General features: G+C 71.5%; 21 protein-coding genes and 2 pseudogenes. 16 read left to right on the top strand and 7 right to left on the bottom strand.

Annotation, left to right across the window (positions count from 1 at the left end):
* Nucleotides 1-30 precede the first annotated feature (30 nt).
* A complete protein-coding gene (locus ACLBYB_RS12765) occupies nucleotides 31-1,371 on the top strand; it encodes an LLM class flavin-dependent oxidoreductase (protein ID WP_447698994.1) in 1,341 nt (446 codons plus the stop codon).
* Between the two features lie 160 nt (nucleotides 1,372-1,531).
* A pseudogene (locus ACLBYB_RS12760) lies at nucleotides 1,532-3,014 on the top strand (PAS domain-containing protein).
* Nucleotides 3,015-3,042: 28 nt separating this feature from the next.
* On the opposite strand, the gene ACLBYB_RS12755 reads toward ACLBYB_RS12760, so the two are convergent.
* From ACLBYB_RS12755 to ACLBYB_RS12730, 6 genes and pseudogenes are all read right to left on the bottom strand, one after another.
* Nucleotides 3,043-3,609: a cytochrome b gene (locus tag ACLBYB_RS12755; RefSeq protein WP_082558090.1), complete on the bottom strand. Its 567-nt coding sequence runs from the start codon at nucleotides 3,607-3,609 to the stop codon at nucleotides 3,043-3,045.
* Entirely contained in the window at nucleotides 3,606-4,754 is a 1,149-nt protein-coding gene (locus ACLBYB_RS12750; protein WP_447698993.1) for an acyl-CoA dehydrogenase family protein, read from the bottom strand. Before ACLBYB_RS12750 ends, ACLBYB_RS12755 begins: the two co-directional genes overlap by 4 nt.
* A 216-nt stretch (nucleotides 4,755-4,970) precedes the next feature.
* Nucleotides 4,971-5,861, bottom strand: a complete 891-nt coding sequence (locus ACLBYB_RS12745) for a LysR family transcriptional regulator (protein WP_020093092.1) — start codon at nucleotides 5,859-5,861, stop codon at nucleotides 4,971-4,973.
* A gap of 81 nt (nucleotides 5,862-5,942) precedes the next feature.
* Nucleotides 5,943-6,077: pseudogene (locus tag ACLBYB_RS12740) on the bottom strand (DUF1348 domain-containing protein); the annotation flags it as partial.
* A 175-nt stretch (nucleotides 6,078-6,252) separates the two neighbouring features.
* Nucleotides 6,253-8,316 carry a 2Fe-2S iron-sulfur cluster-binding protein gene (locus ACLBYB_RS12735; RefSeq protein WP_447698992.1) on the bottom strand — a complete coding sequence of 688 codons (2,064 nt, stop codon included), beginning with the start codon at nucleotides 8,314-8,316 and terminating at the stop codon, nucleotides 6,253-6,255.
* 57 nt (nucleotides 8,317-8,373) lie between these two features.
* Nucleotides 8,374-8,991 carry a glutathione S-transferase family protein gene (locus ACLBYB_RS12730; RefSeq protein ID WP_447698991.1) on the bottom strand — a complete coding sequence of 206 codons (618 nt, stop codon included), beginning with the start codon at nucleotides 8,989-8,991 and terminating at the stop codon, nucleotides 8,374-8,376.
* Nucleotides 8,992-9,419: 428 nt separating this feature from the next.
* On the opposite strand from ACLBYB_RS12730, the gene ACLBYB_RS12725 reads away from it, so the two are divergent.
* The 12 genes from ACLBYB_RS12725 (at nucleotide 9,420) to eutC (ending at nucleotide 21,033) form a co-directional block, all read left to right on the top strand.
* Nucleotides 9,420-10,574 carry a transporter substrate-binding domain-containing protein gene (locus tag ACLBYB_RS12725; RefSeq protein WP_447698990.1) on the top strand — a complete coding sequence of 385 codons (1,155 nt, stop codon included), beginning with the start codon at nucleotides 9,420-9,422 and terminating at the stop codon, nucleotides 10,572-10,574.
* Nucleotides 10,571-11,212: an ANTAR domain-containing response regulator gene (locus ACLBYB_RS12720; RefSeq protein WP_447698989.1), complete on the top strand. Its 642-nt coding sequence runs from the start codon at nucleotides 10,571-10,573 to the stop codon at nucleotides 11,210-11,212. The genes ACLBYB_RS12725 and ACLBYB_RS12720 overlap by 4 nt, the downstream gene beginning before the upstream one ends.
* Before the next feature lie 35 nt (nucleotides 11,213-11,247).
* Complete coding sequence (locus ACLBYB_RS12715; RefSeq protein WP_447698988.1) at nucleotides 11,248-12,495, top strand: urea ABC transporter substrate-binding protein; 1,248 nt, start codon at nucleotides 11,248-11,250, stop codon at nucleotides 12,493-12,495.
* Nucleotides 12,496-12,598: 103 nt separating this feature from the next.
* Nucleotides 12,599-13,471: an ABC transporter permease subunit gene (locus ACLBYB_RS12710; RefSeq protein WP_447698987.1), complete on the top strand. Its 873-nt coding sequence runs from the start codon at nucleotides 12,599-12,601 to the stop codon at nucleotides 13,469-13,471.
* A 22-nt stretch (nucleotides 13,472-13,493) separates the two neighbouring features.
* A complete protein-coding gene (locus tag ACLBYB_RS12705; protein WP_447698986.1) occupies nucleotides 13,494-14,540 on the top strand; it encodes a branched-chain amino acid ABC transporter permease in 1,047 nt (348 codons plus the stop codon).
* Nucleotides 14,537-15,283, top strand: a complete 747-nt coding sequence (locus ACLBYB_RS12700; protein ID WP_447681533.1) for an ABC transporter ATP-binding protein — start codon at nucleotides 14,537-14,539, stop codon at nucleotides 15,281-15,283. The genes ACLBYB_RS12705 and ACLBYB_RS12700 overlap by 4 nt, the downstream gene beginning before the upstream one ends.
* Nucleotides 15,276-15,986 carry an ABC transporter ATP-binding protein gene (locus tag ACLBYB_RS12695; RefSeq protein ID WP_056533271.1) on the top strand — a complete coding sequence of 237 codons (711 nt, stop codon included), beginning with the start codon at nucleotides 15,276-15,278 and terminating at the stop codon, nucleotides 15,984-15,986. The genes ACLBYB_RS12700 and ACLBYB_RS12695 overlap by 8 nt, the downstream gene beginning before the upstream one ends.
* 32 nt (nucleotides 15,987-16,018) lie before the next feature.
* Entirely contained in the window at nucleotides 16,019-17,011 is a 993-nt protein-coding gene (locus ACLBYB_RS12690; RefSeq protein ID WP_050731620.1) for an acetamidase/formamidase family protein, read from the top strand.
* A gap of 21 nt (nucleotides 17,012-17,032) precedes the next feature.
* A complete protein-coding gene (locus ACLBYB_RS12685) occupies nucleotides 17,033-17,794 on the top strand; it encodes an SDR family NAD(P)-dependent oxidoreductase (RefSeq protein WP_447698985.1) in 762 nt (253 codons plus the stop codon).
* 257 nt (nucleotides 17,795-18,051) lie between these two features.
* The gene (locus ACLBYB_RS12680) at nucleotides 18,052-18,756 is read left to right on the top strand and encodes a L,D-transpeptidase (protein ID WP_447698984.1); all 705 of its coding nucleotides are present in this window, start codon (nucleotides 18,052-18,054) and stop codon (nucleotides 18,754-18,756) included.
* Nucleotides 18,757-18,853: 97 nt separating this feature from the next.
* A complete protein-coding gene (locus ACLBYB_RS12675) occupies nucleotides 18,854-20,257 on the top strand; it encodes an ethanolamine ammonia-lyase subunit EutB (protein ID WP_447698983.1) in 1,404 nt (467 codons plus the stop codon).
* A complete protein-coding gene (gene eutC / locus ACLBYB_RS12670; RefSeq protein ID WP_447698982.1) occupies nucleotides 20,254-21,033 on the top strand; it encodes an ethanolamine ammonia-lyase subunit EutC in 780 nt (259 codons plus the stop codon). Before ACLBYB_RS12675 ends, eutC begins: the two co-directional genes overlap by 4 nt.
* 24 nt (nucleotides 21,034-21,057) lie before the next feature.
* Here eutC and ACLBYB_RS12665 read toward each other — a convergent pair whose 3' ends face one another.
* Complete coding sequence (locus tag ACLBYB_RS12665) at nucleotides 21,058-22,014, bottom strand: GlxA family transcriptional regulator (RefSeq protein WP_447698981.1); 957 nt, start codon at nucleotides 22,012-22,014, stop codon at nucleotides 21,058-21,060.
* A gap of 194 nt (nucleotides 22,015-22,208) precedes the next feature.
* On the opposite strand from ACLBYB_RS12665, the gene solA reads away from it, so the two are divergent.
* Together solA and ACLBYB_RS12655 are read left to right on the top strand one after the other, a co-directional pair.
* Entirely contained in the window at nucleotides 22,209-23,381 is a 1,173-nt protein-coding gene (solA, locus tag ACLBYB_RS12660; RefSeq protein ID WP_447698980.1) for an N-methyl-L-tryptophan oxidase, read from the top strand.
* A 71-nt stretch (nucleotides 23,382-23,452) separates the two neighbouring features.
* On the top strand, nucleotides 23,453-24,295 hold the full coding sequence (locus ACLBYB_RS12655; RefSeq protein ID WP_020093110.1) for a transporter substrate-binding domain-containing protein: 843 nt from the start codon (nucleotides 23,453-23,455) through the stop codon (nucleotides 24,293-24,295).
* The last annotated feature ends 1 nt before the right edge of the window (nucleotide 24,296 follow it).

The raw sequence follows: 24,296 nt of genomic DNA, 5'->3' as shown, positions 1-24,296 counted from the left end.
AGCGGAGCAGGCACGATGACGGTCGGTTCGATGAGACAGGGTACCCTGCGCCTCGGCGCGTTCTTCTACGCGACCGGCCACCACGTCGCGGGCTGGCGCCATCCCTCCAGCGAGGCCGACGGCGGGCTCGTCCTGGAGCGCTATGTCGGCTGGGCGCAGCGCGCCGAGGCCGCGAAGTTCGACCTCATCTTCCTGGAGGACGGGAGCGGGATCCGCGACCTCGACCTGCGGTCGAGCGAGCGCACCGCGCGCTCGACCCATTTCGAGCCGCTGACGCTGCTGTCGGCCCTCGCGGCGGTGACGCGCCGGATCGGTCTCGTCGCCACCACCTCCACCAGCTTCAACGAGCCCTTCAACGTCGCGCGCCGGTTCGCCTCCCTCGACCATCTCAGCGGCGGGCGCGCCGGCTGGAACCTCGTGACCTCCGCGACCGACGCGGAGGCGGCGAATTTCGGCGGCGACCGGATCGGCCGTCACGCCGACCGCTACGAGCGCGCCGAGGAATTCGCGGACGTGGTCCTCGGCCTCTGGAACACCTGGGACGACGGCGCCGTGATCATCGACCGCGCGAGCGGCCAGTTCTCGAAGCCGGACGGCTTCCGCCCGCTGGATCACCGGGGCAAGCATTTCGAGGTCCGCGGTCCGCTCAACATCTCGCGGACGCCGCAGGGCCAGCCCGTGCTGGTGCAGGCCGGCGCTTCCGGGCCCGGCAAGGACCTCGCGGCGCGGACCGCCGAGATCGTCTTCACCGCGAACCAGACGCTGGAGGAGGCGGTCGAGTTCTACGGCGATCTCAAGGGGCGCATGCCCAGCTTCGGTCGTGCGCCGGATGACCTCAAGATCATGCCCGGCCTGTTCCCCGTCGTCGGGCGCAGCGAGGCCGAGGCGCGGGCGAAGTTCGAGGCGCTGCAGGACCTGATCGACCCGGTGGTCGGGCTGGCGCTGCTCGGTCGCATGATCGGCGGCCACGATCTGTCGGGCTACGATCCCGAGGGGCCGGTGCCGGAGTTGCCCGAGACCGAAGGCATCAAGTCCCGCCAGCAGCTCATGTTCGACCTCGCCCGCCGCGAGGGCCTGACCCTGCGCCAGCTCTACCTGCGCATCGCCGGCGCGCGCGGCCACTCGCAGATCGTCGGTACGCCGGCCCAGATCGTGGACGAGATGGAGGCGCGGTTCCGGGCCGGCGGGGCGGACGGCTTCAACATCATGCCGCCGACGCTGCCCGGCGGCCTCGACGACTTCATCGCGCTGGTCCTGCCGGAGCTGCGGCGGCGCGGCCTGTTCCGCACCGAGTACGAAGGCCGGACGCTGCGGGACCATCTCGGCTCGCGCCCGCCGGCCGGGTTCGGCCCCGGTCGGGCCGCGGTGTAGCGGCGGGCCTCTTCCCGTGTCCGATCGGGCAAGGCGTCGCGACCCCCTGCGGCGTCTCGGACCGCATCATGATTGCGCACAAGCGATCCCCGCTGTGGTACAGCCACGCCACGAGGGCCGAAGGCCGCCATCGGCGAGTCGTGACAGGGGCGACCGGGCATTGACGGATCAGCAGGAACGCACGCGTTTCGAGGCGGAATTCGCCCGCACCGACGCGAGCACCGACCCCTTCGTCTCCGCCGTCCGGGCGACGCGGATGCCGATGCTGATCACCGATCCCCATCAGCCGGACAACCCCATCGTCTTCGTCAACGCCGCCTTCTCCAAGTTGACCGGGTACGGCCACGACGAGATCATCGGCCGGAACTGCCGGTTCCTTCAGGGGCCCGAGACCAGCAAGGCCGACATCGCGAAGATCAGGGCGGCGATCGCCCGCCGCGTGCCGATCGAGATCGAGCTCCTGAACCACAAGAAGAACGGCGAGCTCTTCTGGAACCGGCTGCTGATCTCGCCGGTCTTCGATCGCGACGGGGAGCTCACCTACTTCTTCGCGTCGCAGTTCGACGTGACGCTGGAGCGGGAGAAGCTCGCGCGGATGCAGCGCGACCGGGAGGCGCTCGAGCAGGAGATCGAGCGCCGCACCAGCGACCTGACCCGCAGCGAGGAGCGGCTGCGATTCATCCTGAAGGCCGGACGTTTCGGCTCGTGGACCCTCGATCTCGCCGACATGCGGCTCGTGGCCTCCGAGACCTGCAAGGAGAATTTCGGGCGGGCGCCGGGCGAGGCGTTCAGCTACGAGGACCTGATCGCCGCGATCGAGCCCGAGGACCGGCCGCGCATGCAGGCGGCGGTGCAGACATCGATCCGCGAGCACAGCGACTACGACATCGAGTACCGGGCGCGCACGCCCGGCGGCGAACTGCGCTGGCTGCAGATCCGGGGTCAGACCTTCTACGACTCGGTCGGGCAGCCGCTGAGCATGGCCGGCGTCTCCATCGACGTGACCGAGCGCAAGCGCGCGGAGGAGCACCGCGCCCTCCTGGCTGACGAGTTGAATCACCGGGTGAAGAACTCGATGGCGACCATGCAGTCGATCGCGCACCAGACCCTGCGCAACGCCGCCTCCCTGGAGGAGGCGCATAGGACCCTCGACGCGCGTCTGCACTCGCTCTCGGCGGCCCACGACGTCCTGACCCGCCAGAGCTGGATCGGGGCCACGCTCGACGTCATCGTGGAGGGCACCCTCCAGGCGTTCCGGGGCGGGACAGCGCTTCCTGATCAACGGACCGGAGGTGTGGCTGACGCCGCGCCTGACGCTCGCCTTCACGATGGCGCTGCACGAACTGGCGACCAACGCCGTGAAGTACGGCGCCCTGTCGAACGACCGGGGGCGAGTGGTCCTGAACTGGGACGTGGTCGACGGGGCGACGCCGGCCCGTCTCTGGTTCCGCTGGGAGGAGGTCGGCGGACCCGCGGTGACGGCACCGGCCCGCGGCGGGTTCGGCACGCGCCTCATCGAGCGGGCGCTGGCCGCCGAGATGGGCGGCTCGGCCGAGATCGAGTACCGACCCCGCGGCGTGGTCTTCACGCTGGACGCGCCGCTGCCCGACCGCGCGCCCGCCGCGGCGGAGGCGACGGGCTGAGGATCGCGTCCCGCGGGCCCGCCGCCGGTCAGGTCATGCGGGTCAGGACGGTCTCGTTCCAGAGCCTGCGGTGCAGGAACGCCATCGCGGCGTGGCCGAGCACGACGACGAGAAGCGTGAAGCCCAGCCAGTAGTGGAACAGGTCGGCGGGCAGCATCATCCACTCGATCTTCGTCTCGCGGGCCGGCATCACCGGGATGCCGTAGGGCGCGAAGGGCTTGCCCGATCCGTACTGGCGCAGCAGCGCGAGGCTCGGGACCAGGACCATCAGGAGATAGATCAGGCCGTGACCGGCCGCGACCGCGCGCCCCGGCGCGCCCGGATGGGCGGGGCGCCGGTGAAGGTTCGCGAGGCCCCACACTCCGCGCAGGAGCACGAGCACGAACAGGGTGAAGCCGAGGGTGAAGTGGCTGCCGCCGATGAGGCGGGTGAGCGCCGCATCGCCGATCGTGACGTAGAGCAGCGCCCCGGTGAATTGCCAGGCGAACAGGGCCGCCATCACCCAGTGGAAGCCGCGGCTGACGCGGCCGTACCGCTCCGGCGTGTCCAGCCAGACGGTCCGCGATGCGGTGGCGTGGCCGCTCTGCCCCGTCACGCGGCGTTCTCGGTCCAGAGGTCACCGGCCAGGCCGTCCCCGCGCAGGATCTCGGAGGCCGCGCTGGTGAGCGCGTGATCCGGTCCGGGCTGGCGCAGGTAGGTGGCGAGATCGCGCGACAGCCGCTCCAGCGGATGGCCGCGCAGGAAGCCCTGGAGGCCGACCGAGCGCTGGGCCAGCTGGAGGATGTCGAGGCCGGCGCGCTCGACCGCGAGGCGGACCAGGTTGATGTAGGCGACGACGCGCTCCGGCGGCATCGCCGCGTCCGACGCGACCTGCGCCCCGCGCTCGACCCAGAGACGCGCGCCCTCGACCGCGATGGCACCCTCGCCGAGGCGCGCCAGCTGGTGCGGATCGCTCCCCCGGCCGAGGCGGCGCAGATGGCCGCGCCAGGCATCGAACACGGCCTCGATGCCGCCGAGCTGCACCGCCGCGAAGCGCCACGCGCCGCCCGAGAAGGCCGGCTGCCGGAAGTAATCGTCGGGCTGACCGAGGATATCGTCGGCCGCGAAGGCGAGGCCAGTGAAGTCGATCGTGCCGGTCGCCGAGGCGCGCATGCCCTGCGCCCGCCACGCCGAGAGATCGGACCGCGTGCCGGCGTCGAGCGGCACCACCATCATCGCCGTGCCGCCCTGTCCCGGATGCCGGGCGGTGACGAGGGCGCGGGTGACGAAGCCGGCGCCCGACGCGAAGGTCTTCACGCCGCGGAGATGGCCGTCGACGTCCGAGGCCTCGATCGTGAGGCCGCCTTCCCCCGGCTCGGTGTTCCAGACACCGAACAGGTGGCCGGCGCGCGCGTCGGCGAACAGGCGGACGCGCTGGGCGGGTGAGCCGTACCGGGCGACGAGCTGGAGGGCGTTGACGTGACCCTCGTAGAGCCGGCCGAGAGCGAGGCTTCCGTAGCCGACCAGCCGCAGAACCTCCGCCAGGGCACCGGCGCCCGGCTCCGTCCCGAGGCCCGCGCCGCCGTGATCCACCGGCACGGGCGCGGCGAGCAGCCCCAGGCGGGCGAGATCGGCGATGTCATCCAGTGGGAAGCCGTCGTCGTGATCCTGGGCGTCGGCGCGCGCGGGCGCCGACGCGGCGATCGCGCGCGCGGCCGCCTCGGAATCGTAGACGGGATCCAGGCGGGTCCACTGATCCATGCGCCTGACTCCTCTCAGAGCGCCACCGCGTCGACATCCGGGCGAATGGCCGCTGAGGGGCGGTTGCCCACGGTCGCGCGCTCGGGTCTCGTCACGTATGGGCCCCCATTGCCCGCAGAAGATGCGGAAGATCCTAAAAAAACTAACCTAAGACTGAGCCATCCTTTCCCCGGCCGCGGCTGCGACCAATGCGACCGTCGTCGATCCGGGCTGCTCTCAGTTCAGCGTCCGGTTGGCGCGCAGCCGCGCCACGGCCAGGTCGACGAACGTCCGCACCTTCGCGGGCGCGTGCCGGCCTTCCGGGTACAGGACGTGGACGGGCAGCGGCGCTTCCTCGTAATCGGCGAGCACGATCTGCAGCCGGCCGTCCCGCAGGTCCGGGCCGATCTGGTAGTTCAGGACACGCGCCAGCCCCCAGCCCGACCGTGCGGCGCCGATCGAGACCTCGTTGGTGTTGCCCTCCAGAGTGGGGCGGACGACCACCCGCTCGTTCCGGCCGAACCGCCACTCCGGCGACGCGAAGGCCCCGGTGGAGACGGCGATCCGGTGGCGCTTGAGATCCGCCGGGGTCGCCGGCACACCGTGCCGCGCGAAGTAGTCCGGGGCGCCGCAGATGACGTGGCGCACCGACCCGACTCGAGCGGCCGTGAACCCGGAATCGGTCAGGTGGCCGATGCGGATCGCCACGTCGATCCCCTCCTCCACCATGCTGACCGGCCGGTCGACGAAGAGGGTCCGCGCCACCATGGTCGGGTAGGTGTCGAGGTAGTCGGTGACGATCGGGAGCACGTGCATCCGTCCGAACAGGACCGAGGCCGTCACCGCGAGCGTGCCCGACGGCGTCGCGTTGGAGCCGGCCGCCGCCGATTCCGCCTCGGCGATGTCGGCCAGGATCCGCCGGCAATCCTCGTAGTACCGGCTGCCCGCTTCCGTGAGCTTCACGGAGCGGGTCGTCCGGATCAGGAGGCGGGCGCCGATGGTCTCCTCGAGCGCCGCCACGGCGCGCGTCACGGCCGGCGGGCTCATGTGCAGGAGGCGGGCGGTCTGCGCGAAGCTCGCCGTCTCGGCGACCTTCGCGAAGATGCGCATGGCCTGCCACCGATCCATAGCCTCGCTCCGGGTTCTCGCCGCCGGGTCGCGACGCTCACGCCCGATCCGGCCCGCCGCGTCGGCGTCCCGGCCGATCGGTCAGAAGCCGAAATGGCTCAGGCCCGGATGGTCGTCCGGCCGGCGCCCGAGGGGCCAGTGAAACTCGCGGTCCGATTCCGCGATCGGCAACGCGTTGATGCTGCTGTGCCGATAGCGCATCAGCCCACCCTCGGCGAGGCGGACCTTCGTGATCGCGCTCTGCGCGTCGAAGGGCGGCAGCGGCGGACGGGACAGGATGGGCTCCTTGTCCTCGGGGAAGGTTCAGCCCGGCTCCGGTAGCGGCGCAGGATGATCCGCCGGCGCCGGTCCCGCAAGGCGGAACACGGCGCGGGCCGCGCCGTCGCGCGCGTCACAGCGCGAGCTGCACCCGGTCCGTGCCCTCCGCGGGCACCGCGGAGCAGATCAGCACCTCGTCCTCAGCTACCGGTGCGCTCGGTTCCCTCGGATAGGTCACCGCGCCGGCAAGCAGCTTGGTGCGGCAGGTCCCGCAGCTGCCTTCGCGGCAGCTGAACTCCGGTGCGAGACCCCGCGCCTCGGCCAGGTCGAGGAGGCTGCCCGAGTCCGGCGTCCAGCGCGCTTCCTTGCCTGTGTCGAGGAAGGCGACCGGCACAGTCTCCGTGGAGGCCGGTGGCCGCGGGGGCATGGCCGCCGCCGTTCCGGTGTCGCGGATGAGCCTCGAGGGACCGAACGCCTCCGCGTGGATCCGGTCGTCCGCCACGTTGTAGCCGCGCAGGCCGTCATAGAGCGCCTGGGTGAAGGCCGACGGGCCGCACAGGTAGAAATCGTAATCCGCGAAGGCCAGGAACCGCGTGAGCAGGGCCATGTCGATCCGGCCCGCGGCATCGTAATCGACGCCGGCCGTCGCATCGGAGACATCGCTCAGGACGCGTGCGACCCGCACGGCTCCCTGCGCCGCCGCTGCGAGTTCGGACAGCTCCCGGTCGAAGGCGCGCTCGGCGCGGGTGCGGGCGGCGTAGACGAGCGTGGTCGGCCGGATCTTGCGGGTGCGCAGGCCCTCGTAGACCACGTGCCGGAGCATCGCGAGGAGCGGCGTGATCCCGACGCCGGCTGCGAGCAGCACGGCCGGGCGCACCGCGCTCGCGTCGAGGGTGAAGCCGCCGCCGGGCGCGCGCGCCTCGACGATGTCGCCGACCCGAACTCGGTCGTAAAGGTGCTGCGAGACGGTGCCGTCGCGCTTGACGCTGATCCGGTAGGTCGGGTCCGAGGGCGCGACCGAGAGCGTGTAGGTCCGGATGACCGGCGCGTCTGCCCCCGGCAGCGTGACGCGGATCGGCAGGTGCTGGCCCGCGCGGTGCGGGAGCCGCCCGGCCCCGTCGTCCGGGGTCAGGTGGAAGGACCGGATCGTGCGGCTCTCGTCGACGATCTCGGCTACCCGGAACGGCCGCCACTGCGTCGCGCGCTCGGCCGCCCGGACGCGATCGGCGGCCTCCGCCCAGTCGCCGGTCATCAGCGCGTTCGGCGACCAGCCGTCCGGCCGGAACGACCAGCGCAGCGGCAGGGCACCGCGTCGGCGGATTACCCGGCGCGGCCGGAAGCTCCAGAGCCGCTCGGCGCCCTGGAAGGCCGCGATCTCGGGCGAGTCCAGGATCACCGCGGCGTCGCCGGTCAGCTGCAGGAGATCGCCCGTCTCGAAATCGGTGAAGACCAGGCCGGCCCTGCTGTTCAGGAAGATGTTCCCGAGCGTGGCGAAGAACAGGTTGCCGGCGAAGTCGGGGATGGTCAGCGTGCCGTCCGCGGCGACGCGGACGAACCCCGCCTTGCCGCCGCGATGCGAGACGTCGACCTGGCGCCGGCCCTCCCGGTCGGCGTAGGAGGCCACGAAGAACGTGTCCGCCGCCGCGATCAGGCCGCGGGCTGCCGGGTCGAGCTCCGCGCTCTCCTCGGCGGGGGCCGGAGCGGGGGCGCCCGGCTCGCCGAGGAAGGTCATGTCGCGCAGCTGGATATATTGCGGGCAGTTCCCGAAGCTCTGGTCGACGGCGAAGTGCAGGATTCCGCCGGCCGTGGAGCGGACGAGGCCGTTGACGCGGTTGCGGCGGCGGCTGTCCAGCGCGATCCCGAGGAGGCCGATTGCGTCGCCGTCGCCCGTGCCGTCGAACGCGGGGTCGGCCGGGTCCGGCCGCGCGGCGATGTCGAGGGTCGTGGCGGTCGGCGAGGTGATGAAGCCGGGACGGCCGGCCAGGAGCGTGGCCCAGGCGTCGCCCTGCCGGTCGACGCTGCCCAGCACGATGAAGGGGATCTCCGCGAAGAAGGCGCGGTGCTGATCGGGCATGAAGTCCCGCACCACCCGCTGGCCGATCACCGCCATCCGGTCGGCGGCGCCGACGGTTTCCTGGATGGACGTCTCGCCGGCATGCCATGTCGGCAGCGTCGCAAGGGTCTGACCGTCAGCCATCTTCGCGCCCTCCATCTGCATCCGCCCCCGGGCGCGGGTGCGCCCGGGGCCTTCCGGTCACGCCGCGGCCGTGAGGCCTGCGGGGGTCTGGGCGAAGGGGACGAAGCCCGGCAGGCCCTCGATCCGGCGCAGGAAGGCCCCGACCCGCGGGTAGCCCGACAGGTCCACGTTCCCCTCCGGGGCGCGGGCGAGGTAGCTGTAGACAGCCACGTCCGCGACGGTCGGCCGCTCGGCCGCGAGCCAGTCCCGGCCGTCGAGATGCGCCTCGAGCCGCCCCAGGAGCGTGTGCGCCCGGGCGATCACCTCCTCCGGATGGAACTGGGCGCCGAACACCGTGATCAGCCGCGCCGCCGCCGGCCCGTAGGCGAGTTCGCCCGCCGCGACCGAGAGCCAGCGCTGGACCGCCGCCGCGGCGCGCGGATCCTCGGGCAGCCAGTCGGATCGGCCGAGCCGCTTCGCCACGTAGACGAGGATGGCGTTGGAATCTGAGACGATCACGCCGTCGTCGTCGAGCACCGGCACCTGACCGAACGGGTTCATGGCCAGGAAGGCCGGCGTCTTGTGTCCGCCCGCCTTCAGGTCGACCTCGATCAGCTCGTGCGGGGCCTCGACCAGGGAGAGGAACAGGCGGGCCCGATGCGCGTGGCCGGAGAGGGGATGGTGGTAGAGCTTCATGACCGTGGATCTCCGTCGGGGGCCGGGATCGCCCCGGGCCGTGTGAGGAGAATGCCGCCGCGTTCGGGCGAGCAGAATGGGCGTTCTTCGCAGTTCATCATTCCGTAAATCGGAATAATTGCGCGGGCCAACGGTGCCGAGCGATCCTGCGCCGGGCTGGCGCGGCCGTCATCCGCCTCGCCTCCGCGGGTACAGGCGCCGCGGAGGGGCCTGGCGCGGGCGCTGATCAGCGACCCGGGAAGCAATCATCAAGACGCCGGCTCCGAAAAGACTGCGCGGGACTTGACACCGAGGCCATTACCGAGGAGCCTAGTTTTCAGGCGCGGGGCAAAGCTGCCCAGTTTCGCGCCAATACGTCACCATCTTTCACGGCGATGCCGCCCGCAGTGCTTCCGCACTGGCGGGCTTTTTGCGTTCTGAAGGATTGCATGGGCCTCAGCCATCACCGCATCGGAATCCTGTTCTCCGCGGACGGACCCTACGGTCTCGTCGGGAGGGCGATGCTGAACGGCGCGCTCCTGGCGGTCGACGAGGTGAACGCGCGGGGCGACTGCGTCCTGGAGCCGGTGATCCGCGATCCGCAGGGCGCCCTCGCGGGCTACGTCGCCGGCGCCGAGCGGCTCCTCGACGCGGGGATCCGCCACGTCGTCGGCTGCTACACCTCGTCGAGCCGCAAGGAGATCATCCCGATCTTCGAGAAGCGGGACGCCCTGCTCTGGTACCCGTCGCACTACGAGGGCTTCGAGACCTCGGCGAACGTGGTCTACACCGGGGCGGCGCCGAATCAGCACATCGTCCCGCTGGTGCGGCACCTCCTCGCCCGGGGCGGCCGCACGGCCTTCTGCGTCGGCTCCAACTACATCTGGGCCTGGGAGAACAACCGGATCCTGCGGGAGACGCTGGCGATCGCCGGCGGCGACGTCGCGGGCGAGCGCTACCTCGCGGTGGGCGAGACTGCCTTCGATCAGGTGATCGCGGCGATCCTGGCCGCGAAGCCGGACTTCGTCTTCAACACGCTGATCGGGATCTCGGCGTACCGGTTCTTCCGCGACTTCCGGAGCGCCTGCGCGGCGCGCGGCATCGACCAGGCGCGGACCATGCCGGTGGCGAGCTGCAGCCTCGCCGAGCCGGAACTGGAGGCGATCGGGCCGGCGGCGGTCGACGGCCACCTGTCCTCCAGCGTCTACTTCACGTCGATCGACACGCCCCGCAACCGCGCCTTCATGGCGGCCTACGCGGCGCGTTTCCCCGAAGGCCCGACCCCCTCGGCGGATGCGGAATCCTCGTACATCGCGGTGCATCTCCTGGCGCGGGCGCTGGCGCGGGCCGGGACCGAAGATGCCGCGACGGTGCGCCGGGCAGCCTGCGCCGACGAGTTCGAGGCGCCCCAGGGACCGGTGCGCCTCGACGAGACGACCCTCCACGCCTGCCTGACCCCTCGGATCGGTCTCTCGACGGCGGCGGCCCGCTTCACCATCGTGGCGCAGGCCGAGGCGCCGGTCGCGCCGGACCCCTACCTGGTGCGCAGCGATCCGCGCGTCGTGCCGGTGAGCCGGCGCCCGCGGCTGAAGGTGGTGCCATGACGACGCCCCGGCTGATCCAGAATTTCAGCGGTGCGCAGGCCCTGCTGATCGCGCCGCCGAGCACCGCCACGGACGTCCTGGCGAGCACCCTGATGAAGCTCGGACTCACCGTGGCCTCGGTCGTCCCGGCCGGCGAGGCGCCGTGGCTCGATTTCGAGATCCTCGACCCCGAGCACCACATCGTCATCGTGGACGGCGACCTGCCGCTGCCGGGCCTCGCGGCGAGCGCCGTGCCCGACCTGCCGCCGGTCCCGGTGGTCGGGCTCGTGGGCGTCGAGGCGCCGAGCCGTCTCAAGGGGCTGCTCCAGCTCGGCGCGACCGGCCTGCTGCGCAAGCCGATCCACGGCGCCTCGGTCTACGCCGCCCTGTTCCTGGCGGTGAACGAGCACAACCGGCGCCGTCTCCTCGAAGAACGCCTGGCCCGCCACGAGGAGCGGAGGCGCGGCCGGCGCCACGTCGTCAAGGCGATCCTGCGGCTGATGCAGGAGCACGGCGTCGACGACGACGCGGCCTACGAGACTCTGCGCCGCGACGCCATGCGCGCCCGGCAGCCCCTAGAGGCCTACTGCGAGGCGCTGGTCCGCGCCCGACCGTCCGTCGCCGCGCCGGCTCTCTCGCCGCGGCTGGCCCGATCCTGAAGCACGCACTCCACCCCGTAGACGAGGACGCCCCGATGACGAGAACGCCCCGCGGATCCCGCCTGTCCGCCCTCGCGGCCGCCCTGCTCGCGAGCGCATCCCTGGCCGCCCCGGCGGCGCGCGCCGCCGACCCGATCAAGCTCGGCGTCCTCGAGGACCAGTCCGGCGACTTCGCGGTCGCCACCATCGGCAAGGTCCACGGCATCCAGCTCGCCGCGGACGAGATCAACGCCGCGGGCGGCATCGCCGGGCGCAAGCTCGAACTCGTGATCTACGACACGCAGTCCGACAACACGCGCTACCAGGAATTCATGCGCCGGGTGCTCCAGCGCGACAAGGTCAACGCCGTCTTCGCGGGCTTCTCCAGCGCGTCCCGCGAGGCCTACCGGCCGATCGTCGACCAGCTCGACGGTTTCGCGTTCTACAACAACCAGTACGAGGGCGGCGTCTGCGACGGCCACATGATCGTCACCGGCGCGGTGCCGGAGCAGCAATTCTCGACGCTGATCCCGTGGATGATGGAGAAGTTCGGCAAGCGGGTCTACACGATCGCGGCCGACTACAATTTCGGTCAGATTTCGGCGGAGTGGGTGCGCAACATCGTCAAGGAGAACGGCGGCGAGATGGTCGGGGAGGAGTTCATCCCCCTCGGCGTGTCGCAGTTCTCGCAGACGATCCAGAACATCCAGAAGGCCAAGCCCGACATCCTGATGACGCTGCTCGTCGGGACGGCGCAGGCCTCCTACTACGAGCAGGCGGCGGCCGCGAACCTGAAGGTGCCGATGGGCTCCTCGGTCAATATCGGCCAGGGCTACGAGCACAAGCGCTTCCAGCCCCCCAGCCTCGCCAACATGTACGTGACCACGAACTACATCGAGGAGGTCGACAGCCCGTCGAGCAAGGCGTTCCTCGCCAAGTGGAAGGCGAAGTTCCCGAACGAGCCCTACGTGAACCAGGAGGCCGAGAACTCCTACCTCGCGGTCTACCTCTACAAGCAGATGGTCGAGCGGGCGAACGGATCGACCAAGCGCGCCGACCTCCGCAAGGTCATCGCGGCGGGCGACGTCTGCGTGGACGCGCCGGAGGGCAAGGTCTGCATCGACCCGAAGAGCCAGCACGCCTCCCACACGATCTACCTCGCGAAGGTCGACGAGAAGCACGCGATCTCCTTCCCGAAGACCTGGGACAACATCCAGCCCTACTGGCTCGGGAAGGCCGGCTGCGACCTGACGAAGAAGGATCCGATGGCGCAGTACACGCCGAGCAACCCGCCGAAGCCCTGAGCCGCCGGGACGGGTTCCCGCGCGCCGCGGCCCCGGGCCGGAGACGACGCGACATCGCCGGGGCCGAGGCCCCGGCCCACAGCCATCACGATCGGGCCTCCGGATGGATCTGCTGACTCACGCCTTCACGTTCCTCTACCAGATCGGCGACGCATTCTCGTTCCTGGTCCTCTCCGCCTGCGGTCTCGCGGTGGTGTTCGGCATGATGGGCGTGATCAACCTCGCGCACGGCGAACTGATCATGTGCGGCGCCTACGTCACGGCGGCGACCACGCGGGCGGGGCTGCCGCTTCCGCTGGGCATCCTGGCCGGCGCACTCGTCGCCGGGGCCGTCGGCATGGTGATGGAGCGCCTCGTCATCCGCCATCTCTACGGGCGGCCCCTCGACACGATCGTGGCGACCTGGGGCATCAGCCTCGCGGCGACGCAGGGCACGCTGATCCTGCTGGGCTCCAGCATGCCGGGGATCGGCACGCCGCTCGGCAGCTTCACGGTCGGCGGCTACTCCTACTCGACCTACCGCGTCGTGCTGATGGTCGCCGCCGTGGCGGTGCTGGCCGGGCTCTACCTCGCCTTCAACGCCACCCGCTTCGGGACGCTCGCCCGCGCCACCATCCAGGTGCCGCACATGGCCGAGGCCCTCGGCGTCGACACCCGCACGGTCTACGCCCTGACCTTCGGCCTCGGCGCGGCGCTGGCGGGCCTCGCGGGCGGGCTTTACGCGCCGACCATGACCATCGTGCCGACCATGGGGACGACCTTCATCATGGAGGCCTTCGTCACCGTGGTGGTCGGCGGCGCCGACATCTTCCTCGGCACGGCGCCGGCGGCGCTCGTGCTGGGCATGGTGCGGGCGCTGCTCACGACGTGGCAGGGCCAGCTCTTCGGCCAGATCGGCCTCCTCGTCGCGGTGATCCTGGTGATCCGGGTGCTGCCGCGGGGCATCTCGGGCCTGATCCTGCGCGAGCGGGCCTGAAGCCGTGGCGATGATTCCGGCGATGACCCTGCTCCGGCGCCTCGAGGGCCCGCAGACCCTGGGGCGCGGCCCGGCCTTCTGGACCGCCTTCGCCCTCGCGGTGGCGGCTGCCGTGGCCTACCCGTGGTTCGCGGACGGCTACACGGTCGGCAACACGGCCTACTTCTTCTGCTGGGTGTTCATGGCGCTCGGCCTGTGCCTGATCTGGGGCTACGGCGGCGCGCTCAGCTTCGGCCAGACCGCCTTCTTCGGCCTCTCCGGCTACGCCTACGGCGTGCTCACGCTCAATGTCGGCGCGGCCTACGGCTTCACCCTGGCGGCCCTGGTGCTGGCGGTCGCGCTCTCGGCCGTGATGGCGGCGCTCCTCGGCTACTTCCTGTTCTTCGGCCGGATCGGCGGGGTGTTCCTCGGCATCATCACCCTGTCGGTGACGCTCGCCCTGGAGCGCTTCATGGCGCAGACCGCCGGTCCGGAATGGAAGATCGGGGCGGCGCGCCTCAACGGCTACAACGGCATGAGCGGCATGCCGCCCCTGACCGTGCCGTGGCTCGACGGCGACGTCGTGCTGTTTCCCGACGTCGCCCTCTACTACGGCCTCCTGGGCCTCCTGATCGTCGTCTACCTCGCGCTGCGCATCCTGGTGAACGCCCGGTTCGGCAACGTGCTGGTGGCGATCCGCGAGAACCCGGAACGGGCCGAGATGCTCGGCTACGACGTGCGGCGCTACCAGCTCGCCGCCTTCGTGATCGGCTCGGCCCTCGCGGGGCTGAGCGGCACCCTCTACACCGCCTGGGGCCAGTACATCACGCCCTCCAGCATGGGGCTCACCGCCGCCGCGCTGCCGGTGATCTGGGTCGCGGTCGGCGGCCGCGGCGACCTGACGGCCACGCTCATCGGCACGCTCGTGGTCCTCGGCGGCTTCCAGGCGCTGACGATCTACGGCAGCCAGTACGCCCTGGTGGTGATGGGCCTGCTCCTCGTCGTGGTGGTGCTGGCGGCGCCCGACGGCCTCGTGGTGGCGGCCATGCGCGGGCTCGGGCGCCTCCGCCGCCGGGAGGTGGGCCGATGAGCCCGCTGCTCGAGACCCGCGATCTGAGCAAGCATTTCGGCGGGCTCCACGTCACCAACGACGTGAACTTCGCCCTCGCGGCGGGGGAGATCCACTGCCTGATCGGGCCGAACGGCGCCGGCAAGAGCACCTTCTTCCGCCTGCTGCTCGGCGAGTACACGCCGGAGCGGGGGCAGATCCTCTACGCCGGCGAGGACATCACCGCGCTCAAGCCCTTCGCGCGGATCCGGCGGGGCATGAGCGTCAAGTTCCAGGTGCCGGGCATCTTCCCGAGCCTGTCGGTGGCGCACAACCTGGAGATAGCCCTGCAGCACCATCTCGAGGGCGCCTCGCTCGGTGCCGAGATCCGCCGACTGCTCGCCTTCCTCAATCTCACCGCGGCGGCCTCCGACCGCGCCGGCAACCTCAGCCACGGGCAGAAGCAGTGGCTGGAGATCGGCATGGCGATCAGCCTCAAGCCGCGCCTGCTCCTCCTCGACGAGCCCACCGCCGGGATGTCGCCGGACGAGACCTTCGCCACCGGCGCGATGGTGCAGGCGCTCAACCGCGACGGCGTCGCGGTGCTGGCCATCGAGCACGACATGGCCTTCGTCCGGCAGATCGCCCAGCGGGTGACCGTGCTCCACGTCGGGCGCATCTTCGCCCAGGGCACCACCGACGCGATCATCGCGGACGAGCGGGTCGCCGCGATCTACCTCGGGGAGGCGGACGCGCCGCCGCTGCGGAGCGTCGCCGATGCCTGAGCCGCTCCTCGCGACGACCGGCCTCCGCGCCGGCTACGGCGGCAAGCCCGTGCTGCAGGGCGTCGACCTCGCGGTCCGGCCCGGCGAGATCGTGGCGGTGATCGGCCGCAACGGCGTCGGCAAGTCGACGCTGATGCGCAGCCTCGTCGGACTCCTGCCCGCCTCCGCGGGCGGCATCGCGTTCCGGGGTGCGGCGGTCGAGGGGCTCGCCGCCCACCGGCGCGCCCGCCTCGGCATCGGCTACGTGCCGCAGGGCCGCGATGTCTTCCCGCGCATGAGCGTCGTCGACAACCTGACGGTCGGCGCGTCGCTGCTGCCGAAGGGGGAGCGGCCGGATTACGAGCGCGCCTTCGGGCCTTTCCCGATCCTGCGGGAGCGGCGCGGGCAGCGGGCGGGGACGCTCTCGGGCGGCCAGCAGCAGCAGCTCGCCATCGGCCGCGTCCTCGTCGGCGGGCCGGCGCTGATCCTCCTCGACGAGCCCTCCGAGGGCATCCAACCCTCGGTGGTGCAGCAGATCGGCCGCACCCTCGTCGATCTCAACCGCCGCACCGGGGTGACGATCGTGTTCGTGGAGCAGAACCTCGACCTGATCCGCGCCATGGCCCAGCGCAGCTACGTCATGGACAAGGGCCGGATCGTCGCGGAGCTGACGGCCGGTGACCTCGACGACCGCGACCTCGTGCGGCGCCACCTCGCCGTCTGACGACACGGCAGACAACCAAGGGAGAGACGACCATGCAGTGGCTCGACCAGTCCATCATGGCCCGCAAGGGCGTCGCCGGCGGCAAGCCCGGCCGGGAGCACACGATCACCGAGGCCGAGCAGGGCCGCTACCACTACGTCTACGGGCCCTTCGCCGAGCCGGTGCTGACCGTCGATCCCGGCGCGGTCGTCACCGTCGAGACCCACGACGCCTTCGAGGGCAAGATCCGCCACGAGACCGACAGCCCGACGCAGATCCTGAACTTCCCCTACCTCAACCCGCAGAACGGGCCGATCTACGTCAACGGCGCCGAGAAGGGCGACTGCCTCGCGGTGGCGATCCGCTCGATCCGGCCGCGCGGCCCGCAGCCCTGCGGCACGACGCTGATCATGCCGGAATTCGGCGGCCTCGTCGCCACCGGCGACACCGCGCTCCTCAATCCGCCGCTCCCCGAGCGGGTGCGCAAGCTCGAGGTCACGGCCGAGACCGGCGTGCGCTGGAACGACCGGATCACGCTGCCCTACCAGCCGTTCATCGGCACGATCGGCACCTCTCCGGAGATCGAGGCGATCTCCTCGCTGCAGCCGGACTATTACGGCGGCAACATGGACCTGCCGGACGTGGGCGTCGGCGCGGTGATCTACCTGCCGGTGAATGCGAAGGGCGCGCTCCTCTACCTCGGCGACTGCCACGCCGCGCAGGGCGACGGCGAACTCTGCGGCGTCGCGGTGGAGCACCCGACCCACACGACGGTGCAGATCGACCTGATCAAGGGCTGGACCTTCCGCTGGCCGCGGCTCGAGACCGAAGACTTCTACATGACGATCGGCTCGTCCCGGCCGATGGAGGACGCGGCGCGCATCGCCTACCGGGAGCTGATCCGCTGGCTCGCGGCCGATTTCGGCTTCGACGAGATCGACGCCTACATGCTGCTCACGCAGTGCGGGCGCGTGCGGCTCGGCAACATGGTCGATCCGAAATACACGCTCGGCGCCTCGATCACGAAGGCGATCGCCCACGCCTGACCGGCGACGGAGGAGGACGGCATGGATCTCGGGCTCAGAGGCCGCCGCGCGCTGGTGACCGGCGGCACCAAGGGCATCGGCGCGGCGATCGTCGACCTGCTGGCCGACGAGGGGGCGGCGGTCGCCCTCTGCGCCCGCAACGCCGCGGAGGTCGCCGGCAAGGTGGCGGCCCTCCGCGCCCGGGGCGTGGCGGCGACCGGGCGCGCCGTCGACGTCGCCGATTCCGCCGCGCTGCGCGGCTGGGTCTCCGAGGCAGCGGAGGAACTCGGCGGCCTCGACATCGTGGTGCCCAACGTGAGTGCCCTCGCGGTCGGCAGCGACGAGGCGGCGTGGCGCAGCGGCTTCGCCGTCGACATGATGGGCACCGTCTCGGCGGTCGAGGCGGCGATGCCTTACCTCGAGCGCTCCGAGGCCGGCGCGATCGTCGTCATCTCCAGCGTCTCCGGGCGGGAGATCGACTTCGCGGCCGGTCCCTACGGCGCCTTCAAGGCGGCGCTGATCCACTACGCGCAGGGGCTGGCCTTCCAGCTCGCGCCGCGGAACATCCGCGCGAACTCGGTCTCGCCCGGCAACACCTACTTCGCGGGCGGCGTCTGGCACCAGATCGAGACCGGCAACCCGGCGCTGTTCGCCGAGGCGCTCCGGCTGAACCCGACCGGCCGGATGGCGCGGCCGGAGGAAGTGGCCCGCGCGGCCGTCTTCCTGGCCAGCCCGGCCGCGAGCTTCATCACCGGCACCAACCTCGTGGTCGACGGCAGCCTGACCCGCGGCGTGCAGTTTTGACGCCGACCGGCCTCGCCCCGCACCGGGACACCTGCGACGTCCGAAGCACACCCGGCGCGTTCAGTACGGTCGTTCAGCGACGAAGTCCGGAGATCGCGAGGACTCACCACACTTGCGACGCATTTCGGCCGCTCTCGACTCTGTAAAGACAAGCTTGCCACGCGCGCTGGCACGCGGCACTCTCAAGCTTGGCCGTTCGCGCGGCGGTGGCACGCCGCGCAGTCGCGCCGGGCTGCAGGACAGGGAAGTCCAGGGCGATGATGACGGACGATCGCGAGGCCGGCGGGCTCGACGGGCGCGGGCGCCTCGGATGCGAGGCGGGAGTTCTCAGCCGCCGGTCGTTCCTGGCCGGCTCGGCCCTCGGGATCGGCGCGCTCTCGCTCGGCGGGTGCGGGACGACCGACACCCTGCTCATGGCCGAGGCGACGAAGACCTACGGGCCGATGCCGAACGAGAAGTTCCCGATCCCGGCGGTCGACGTCAGCAAGGTCAACCCGAAATACTACCGGCGGACCGTCCAGTACGCCTCGTCGGAAGCGCCCGGCACGATCGTGGTCGATCCCGCCAACTACTACGTCTACCGCATCGAGGGTGACGGCACCGCCACCCGCTACGGCGCCAATGTCGGCCGCCAGGGCTTCCTGTGGAACGGGAACGCCTATGTCGGCCGCAAGTCCGAGTGGGCGACCTGGACCCCACCCAAGGAGATGATCCGGCGCCAGCCCGAGTCCGCGAAATACGCCCGCGGCATGCCCGGCGGCCTCGATAACCCGCTCGGCGCCCGCACGCTCCACCTCTACCAGAACGGCGCCTACACGCTCTACACGATCTACGCGAGCAGCGATGCCGAATCGATCGGCACGGGCATCACCAGCGGCTGCGTCGGCCTGCTCAGCCAGGACATGATCCACCTCTACGCGCGCACGCCGGTGAAGACGAAGGTGGTCGTGCTGCCGGCCTGAGGGCGGGCAGCGCCCGCGCCGTCCCCGCTTCCCGGCGGCCCCGACATCCTGCAGGATCGGCGTCCCTGACTTCCGACAGCGCGCCGGGAGCGCCCGCATGGCCTACGCGACGACGATCGAAGGCACACGCTTCACCTTCCCCGACCTGCGCAGCTTGCTCGCCAAGGCCACGCCGGAGCGCTCGGGCGACCAGCTCGCCGGGCTCTGCGCCGACGGGCCGGTCGAGCGCCTGGCCGCGCAGATCGCCCTCGCCGACCTGCCGCTCAAGACCTTCCTGGCCGAGGAACTGATCCCCTCGGACCAGGACGAGGTCTCCGACCTCATCGCCCGCCAGCACGACCCGGAAGCCTTCGCGCCGGTCTCATCCCTGACGGTCGGCGCCTTCCGCGAGTGGCTGCTCGCGCCCGCCGCCGACGCGGACGCCCTTGCCGCCCTCGCGCCCGGCCTCACGCCCGAGATGGTCGCGGCGGTCTCCAAGATCTGCCGGCTGCAGGACCTCGTCGCGGTGGCCGCCAAGCGGCCGGTGGTGACGCGCTTCCGCTCCACCATCGGCCTGCCCGGGCGCCTCGCCACCCGCAACCAGCCCAACCACCCGACCGACTCGTCCGAGGGCATCCTGCTCTCGGCCCTCGACGGACTGCTGATGGGCTCGGGCGACGCGGTCATCGGCGTCAACCCGGCCACCGATTCCCTGCCGGACTACATCCGCATCGTCGAGCTGCTCGAGACCCTGCGCCTGCGCCTCGACGTGCCGACCCAGCACTGCTGCCTCGGCCACGTCACCGTGGCGATCGAGGCCATGGACCGCGGCGCGCCCGTCGACCTCGTGTTCCAGTCGGTGGCGGGCTCGCAGAAGGCCAATGCCGGCTTCGGCGTCGACCTCGCCGTCCTGCGCGAGGCCTCGGACGCTGCCCGCGCGCTCGGCCGCTGCCCGGAGGGCGGTCAGCTCATGTACTTCGAGACCGGCCAGGGCTCGGCCCTCTCGGCCGACGCCCACTGGGGCGTCGACCAGCAGACCATGGAGGCGCGCGCCTACGCGGTGGCGCGGGAGTTCGACCCGCTGCTGGTCAACACGGTCGTGGGCTTCATCGGTCCCGAGTACCTCTACGACGGCAAGCAGATCATCCGCGCCGGGCTGGAGGACCACTTCTGCGGCAAGCTGCTCGGCCTGCCGATGGGCGTGGACGTCTGCTACACCAACCACGCCGATGCCGACGGCGAAGACATGGACGCGCTCCTGACCCTGCTGTGCGCGGCCGGGGTGAACTTCGTCATCACGGTGCCGGGGGCGGACGACGTGATGCTGAACTACCAGTCATTGTCGCACCACGACGCTGTCTACGCCCGCGAGACCCTGGGTCGCCGTCCGGCCCCGGAATTCGAGGCGTGGCTGCGGGCCGTGGGCATCACGGACGGGCAGGGTCGGCTGGCCAGCGCGACGGGCGCGCTGCCCCCGGCCCTGGCGGAGGCGTCCCGGCTCCTGCCCGGGCGGGCCGCGTGAGCGGCGAGCCGGCCCGACCGGGCCCCCCGACGCTGCGCGACCTGCGCGCGCTGACCCAGGCGCGCATCGCGCTCGGCGCGCACGGCGCTGGCCTGCCGACCGCCGCGGCGCTCGCCTTCGGGCTCGACCATGCCCGCGCCCGCGAGGCGGTGTGGACGCCCCTCGACGCGGTCGCGATCCGCGAAGGGCTGCGGGCGCAGGGCCTCGACGCGTTGGAGGTCCGCTCCGCCGTGGCCGACCGGGCGGAGTACCTGCGCCGGCCGGACAGGGGCCGCACCCTCGATCCGGAATCCGGGTCGGTGCTCGACGGGCACGGGCCGGGCTTCGACGTGGCGATCGTGATCGCGGACGGGCTGTCGGCGACGGCGGTCGCGCTGAACGCGGTCCCGGCGGCGGCGGCGCTGGCAGCGCGGGTGCGGCGGGCCGGCTGGCGCCTCGCGCCGGTGGTCGTCGCGAGCCAGGGACGTGTAGCGATCGGCGATCCGATCGGGGCGCGACTCGGGGCGCGCTGCGTCGTGGTTCTGATCGGGGAGCGGCCGGGCCTGTCGGCCTCCGACAGCCTGGGCTGCTATGTCACGTTCGGCCCGGCGCCGGGGCTGCCCGATTCCCGGCGGAACTGCATCTCGAACATCCGGGAGGGCGGCCTGGCGGTCGAGGCGGCCGCCGCGCAGATGGAGGCGCTGCTGCGGGCGATGCTGGCCCAGGGCACCAGCGGCGTCGCGCTGCGCCGGGACGATCCCGCAGACCCGAAGGCGCTGCCGGACGCGCGGGACTGACCGCTCGGACGACCCGGGCGGACGTCACGCGCGCTCCGCGGACGGGCTGCAGCCGAACTGGGACCGGTAGCAGCGGGCGAAATGGGCCGCGCTCGTGAAGCCGCAGGCCGTCGCGATCTCCCCGATCCTGAGCGGGCTCTGGCGCAGAAGGCGGCGTCCGTGGGCGAGGCGAATCGCCCTGTACTGGGCCGAGAAGCCGAGCCCGAGCTTGTCGAGGAACAGCCGGTCGAGGTGGCGCGGGCTTATCGCCGCGAGGCGCGCCATGGCGAGGCGGCCGAGCGGCGCCTCCACGGTCTTCTCCATCGTCTCCAGTACCGCCAGCAGAGCCGGATGGTGAATTCCGTAGCGCTCGACCGCGGAGGCCCGCTGCGGGTCGTCGGCGGCGCCGATCGCGGTGTGGAGGAACCAGTCGGAGACGCGCCGGGCGAAGGCCTCGCCCATGCGTTCGGCGATCAGGGCGTGGGCCATCTCCAGGGGCGCGACGCCGCCGCCGCAGGTCAGGCGATCGCCGTCGGCAACGTAGCGCGCCCGGCTCAGGCGCGCCTCCGGGAAGGTCTCGACCGTGGCACCGGCGTATTCCCAGTGGAGCGTGAATGCGCGATCGGCCAGCAGGCCCGCTTCGGCCATCAGGTAGGGACCGCCCGAGATGCCGCCGATGCGGACGCCGAGTCGGGCCATCCGCCGCAGGGTCGCGTGGATCTCGGGCCTGTACCACCCGGTCGGCTCGCCGCCCGCGCAGACGAAGAGGGTGTGGAGGTAGCCGCGCTGGCGCGGCAGCGCCTCGGTGGGGACCTCGGCGCCCGACGAAGCGGCCACTGAGCCCTCCGACTCGCCGAAGTAGCGCAGGCGGTAGAGCGGCCGCCCGGCGAGTTCGTTGGCCGCCCGGAACGGCTCGCACCCCGAAGCGAAGGACAGCAGCGCGAAGCCGGGCACGAGGATGAAGCCGATCTCCTGCGGGCGGTCCCCGGTCTCCGCCTCCATCTCGCACGCCCCCTCCGCTCCTCGATGGCTCAAACGTGCAGGAAACTGTCCGTTTCAGTCAAACGCCCGCGTCGGCATCCATCATGCTGTGTGCCGTTACCCCGTCCCGCGCGAGATCGCTTCCGGATGCCTCGACCTGCCGATCTTCCTCCGTTCCGCGCCGCCGCGGCGGCCCGTCCCGGAAGCGAGCGGGAGTGTCGGCCGTGAGCCGCCGCTACGACGTCGCCGTGCTGGGTCTCGGCGCGATGGGCAGCGCCGCGCTCTACCAGCTGGCGAAGCGGGGCGCCGCGGTCATCGGGCTCGACCGCTTCGCGCCGCCCCACGCGCTCGGGTCGAGCCACGGCGAGACGCGGATCACCCGTCAGGCGGTCGGTGAGGGCGCCGACTACGTCCCCTTCGTCACCGCCTCGCACCGCATCTGGCGCGAGCTGGAGGCCGAGACGGGCGAGACCCTGCTGAACGCCTGCGGGGCGCTCGTCATGGCCCCGGGCCACGGCGTCTCCTCGCACCACGGCAAACCGGACTTCGTGGGCCGGTCCATCAGCGCCGCGGAGGGCGCCGGCATCGTCCACGAGGTGCTGACAGGGGCGGAGGTGGCCCGCCGCTTCCCGCAATTCCTGAACCTCGCGGGCGACGAGAAGGCCTATTACGAGCCGGGCGGCGGCTACGTGTTCCCGGAGCGCTGCCTCGCGGCGCAGCTCGGCCGCGCGGGCGCCGCGGGCGCCGAGATCCGCACCAACTGCACGGTGGTCGGGCTGCAGCAGGACGGGAGCGGCGTCCGCATCGAGACGGCGGAGGAGACCATCTTGGCCGACCGCGCCGTCGTGGCCGCGGGCGCCTGGACGGCCCCCCTGCTCGGGAGCCCGTTCGACCGGCTCCTGACCGTCCGTCGCCAACTGCTGCACTGGTACGCGCTCGCGGACGAGACCGCCTACGGGCCACACGCGCCGGTCTTCATCTGGATGTACGGGACGAGCGACACGGAATACCTCTACGGCTTCCCGCCGCTGGACGGGTCCATCAAGGTTGCCACGGAGCAGTACAGCACCACCACTAGCGCCGACGGGGTGGAGCGCCGCGTCGACCCGTCGGAATCCGACGACATGTACCGGCTGCGCGTCGCGAACCGGCTGGCCGGCGCGACCCCGGAGGTCGTCCAGGCCGCCGCCTGCGTCTACACGGTGACCCCCGACCGCGGCTTCATCATCGACCGGCATCCCGCGATGGAGCGGGTCCTGGTCGTCTCCGCCTGTTCGGGGCACGGCTTCAAGCACTCGGCCGGCATCGGCGAGGCCGTCGCCGCGGAGCTGGCCGGGACCGGTAGCACCGTCGATCTCAAGCCCTTCGCTCTGGCACGTTTCAGTTGATGCGCCGGCCAATGGCTCGTGGATTGCTTGAAACCATGCCAAGATCCGTCGACCCGAGCAGGAAAGATCCGATGCGTCTCACCGTCCGCACCCTTCTGACCACCGGTGCGCTGGCCGCGCTCGCGGCGTTCTCGACCGTCGCGCTGCCCGGCCGGGCCACGGCCGCCGACGGCGTCGACGCGATCAAGAAGCGCGGAACGCTGATCGTCGGCGTGAAGGCGGATTACAAGCCGTTCGGCTTCCGCGACCCGAGCGGGACCATCATCGGCCTGGAGCCCGACCTCGCCGCCGACCTCGCCAAGCGGCTCGGCGTGAAGCTCGAGCTCGTGCCGGTCGTCTCGGCCAACCGGATCGAGTTCCTGCAGCAGGGCAAGGTCGATCTGCTGATCGCCACCCTGTCGGACAAGCCGGAGCGACGCCGCGTGGTGCAGGCGATCGACCCGAACTACTATTCCGACTTCGTGAACGTCCTGCTGCCCAAGTCGTCCGGCATCACCGACTGGGCGCAGCTCAAGGGCAAGCCGCTCTGCGCCACCTCGGGCGCCTGGTACAACAAGGACGTCGCGCGGACCTACGGTGCGGAGATCGTCGCCTTCGACGGATCCGAGAAGCCGCTCTTCGCGCTCAAGCAGGGCAACTGCATCGGCTACGTCTACGACCAGAGCATGCTGCAGGGTAAGCTGCTCGACGACGACTGGAAGGCCAACTACGCGCTGCCGCTCAAGGGCATCCTCGACGCCCCGTGGATGATGGCGGTGGCGCAGGGCAACACCACGCTCCAGGCCGCGGTCGAGGACGCCACCAAGGACTGGATGAAGACCGGCTTCATCGTCAACGAGGAGAAGAAGTGGGGCATCGAGCCGACCGCTTACTCGAAGGCGATGCACGAGAAGTACAAGAACGCGACCAACTGAT

Source organism: Methylobacterium sp. D54C, from assembly GCF_053345595.1.
This window is presented reverse-complemented; position numbering and strand designations above follow the sequence as displayed.

Coding starts and splice junctions, on each gene's coding strand:
- ACLBYB_RS12685 (WP_447698985.1), top strand. CDS start 17,033: ATGGATCTCGGGCTCAGAGGCCGCCGCGCGCTGGTGACCGGCGGCACC.
- ACLBYB_RS12680 (WP_447698984.1), top strand. CDS start 18,052: ATGATGACGGACGATCGCGAGGCCGGCGGGCTCGACGGGCGCGGGCGC.
- ACLBYB_RS12665 (WP_447698981.1), bottom strand. CDS start 22,014: ATGGAGGCGGAGACCGGGGACCGCCCGCAGGAGATCGGCTTCATCCTC.
- ACLBYB_RS12750 (WP_447698993.1), bottom strand. CDS start 4,754: ATGGATCAGTGGACCCGCCTGGATCCCGTCTACGATTCCGAGGCGGCC.
- ACLBYB_RS12725 (WP_447698990.1), top strand. CDS start 9,420: ATGGGCCTCAGCCATCACCGCATCGGAATCCTGTTCTCCGCGGACGGA.
- ACLBYB_RS12700 (WP_447681533.1), top strand. CDS start 14,537: ATGAGCCCGCTGCTCGAGACCCGCGATCTGAGCAAGCATTTCGGCGGG.
- ACLBYB_RS12675 (WP_447698983.1), top strand. CDS start 18,854: ATGGCCTACGCGACGACGATCGAAGGCACACGCTTCACCTTCCCCGAC.
- ACLBYB_RS12715 (WP_447698988.1), top strand. CDS start 11,248: ATGACGAGAACGCCCCGCGGATCCCGCCTGTCCGCCCTCGCGGCCGCC.
- ACLBYB_RS12695 (WP_056533271.1), top strand. CDS start 15,276: ATGCCTGAGCCGCTCCTCGCGACGACCGGCCTCCGCGCCGGCTACGGC.
- ACLBYB_RS12690 (WP_050731620.1), top strand. CDS start 16,019: ATGCAGTGGCTCGACCAGTCCATCATGGCCCGCAAGGGCGTCGCCGGC.
- ACLBYB_RS12735 (WP_447698992.1), bottom strand. CDS start 8,316: ATGGCTGACGGTCAGACCCTTGCGACGCTGCCGACATGGCATGCCGGC.
- ACLBYB_RS12710 (WP_447698987.1), top strand. CDS start 12,599: ATGGATCTGCTGACTCACGCCTTCACGTTCCTCTACCAGATCGGCGAC.
- ACLBYB_RS12765 (WP_447698994.1), top strand. CDS start 31: ATGAGACAGGGTACCCTGCGCCTCGGCGCGTTCTTCTACGCGACCGGC.
- ACLBYB_RS12745 (WP_020093092.1), bottom strand. CDS start 5,861: ATGGATCGGTGGCAGGCCATGCGCATCTTCGCGAAGGTCGCCGAGACG.
- ACLBYB_RS12705 (WP_447698986.1), top strand. CDS start 13,494: ATGACCCTGCTCCGGCGCCTCGAGGGCCCGCAGACCCTGGGGCGCGGC.
- ACLBYB_RS12720 (WP_447698989.1), top strand. CDS start 10,571: ATGACGACGCCCCGGCTGATCCAGAATTTCAGCGGTGCGCAGGCCCTG.
- ACLBYB_RS12655 (WP_020093110.1), top strand. CDS start 23,453: ATGCGTCTCACCGTCCGCACCCTTCTGACCACCGGTGCGCTGGCCGCG.
- ACLBYB_RS12730 (WP_447698991.1), bottom strand. CDS start 8,991: ATGAAGCTCTACCACCATCCCCTCTCCGGCCACGCGCATCGGGCCCGC.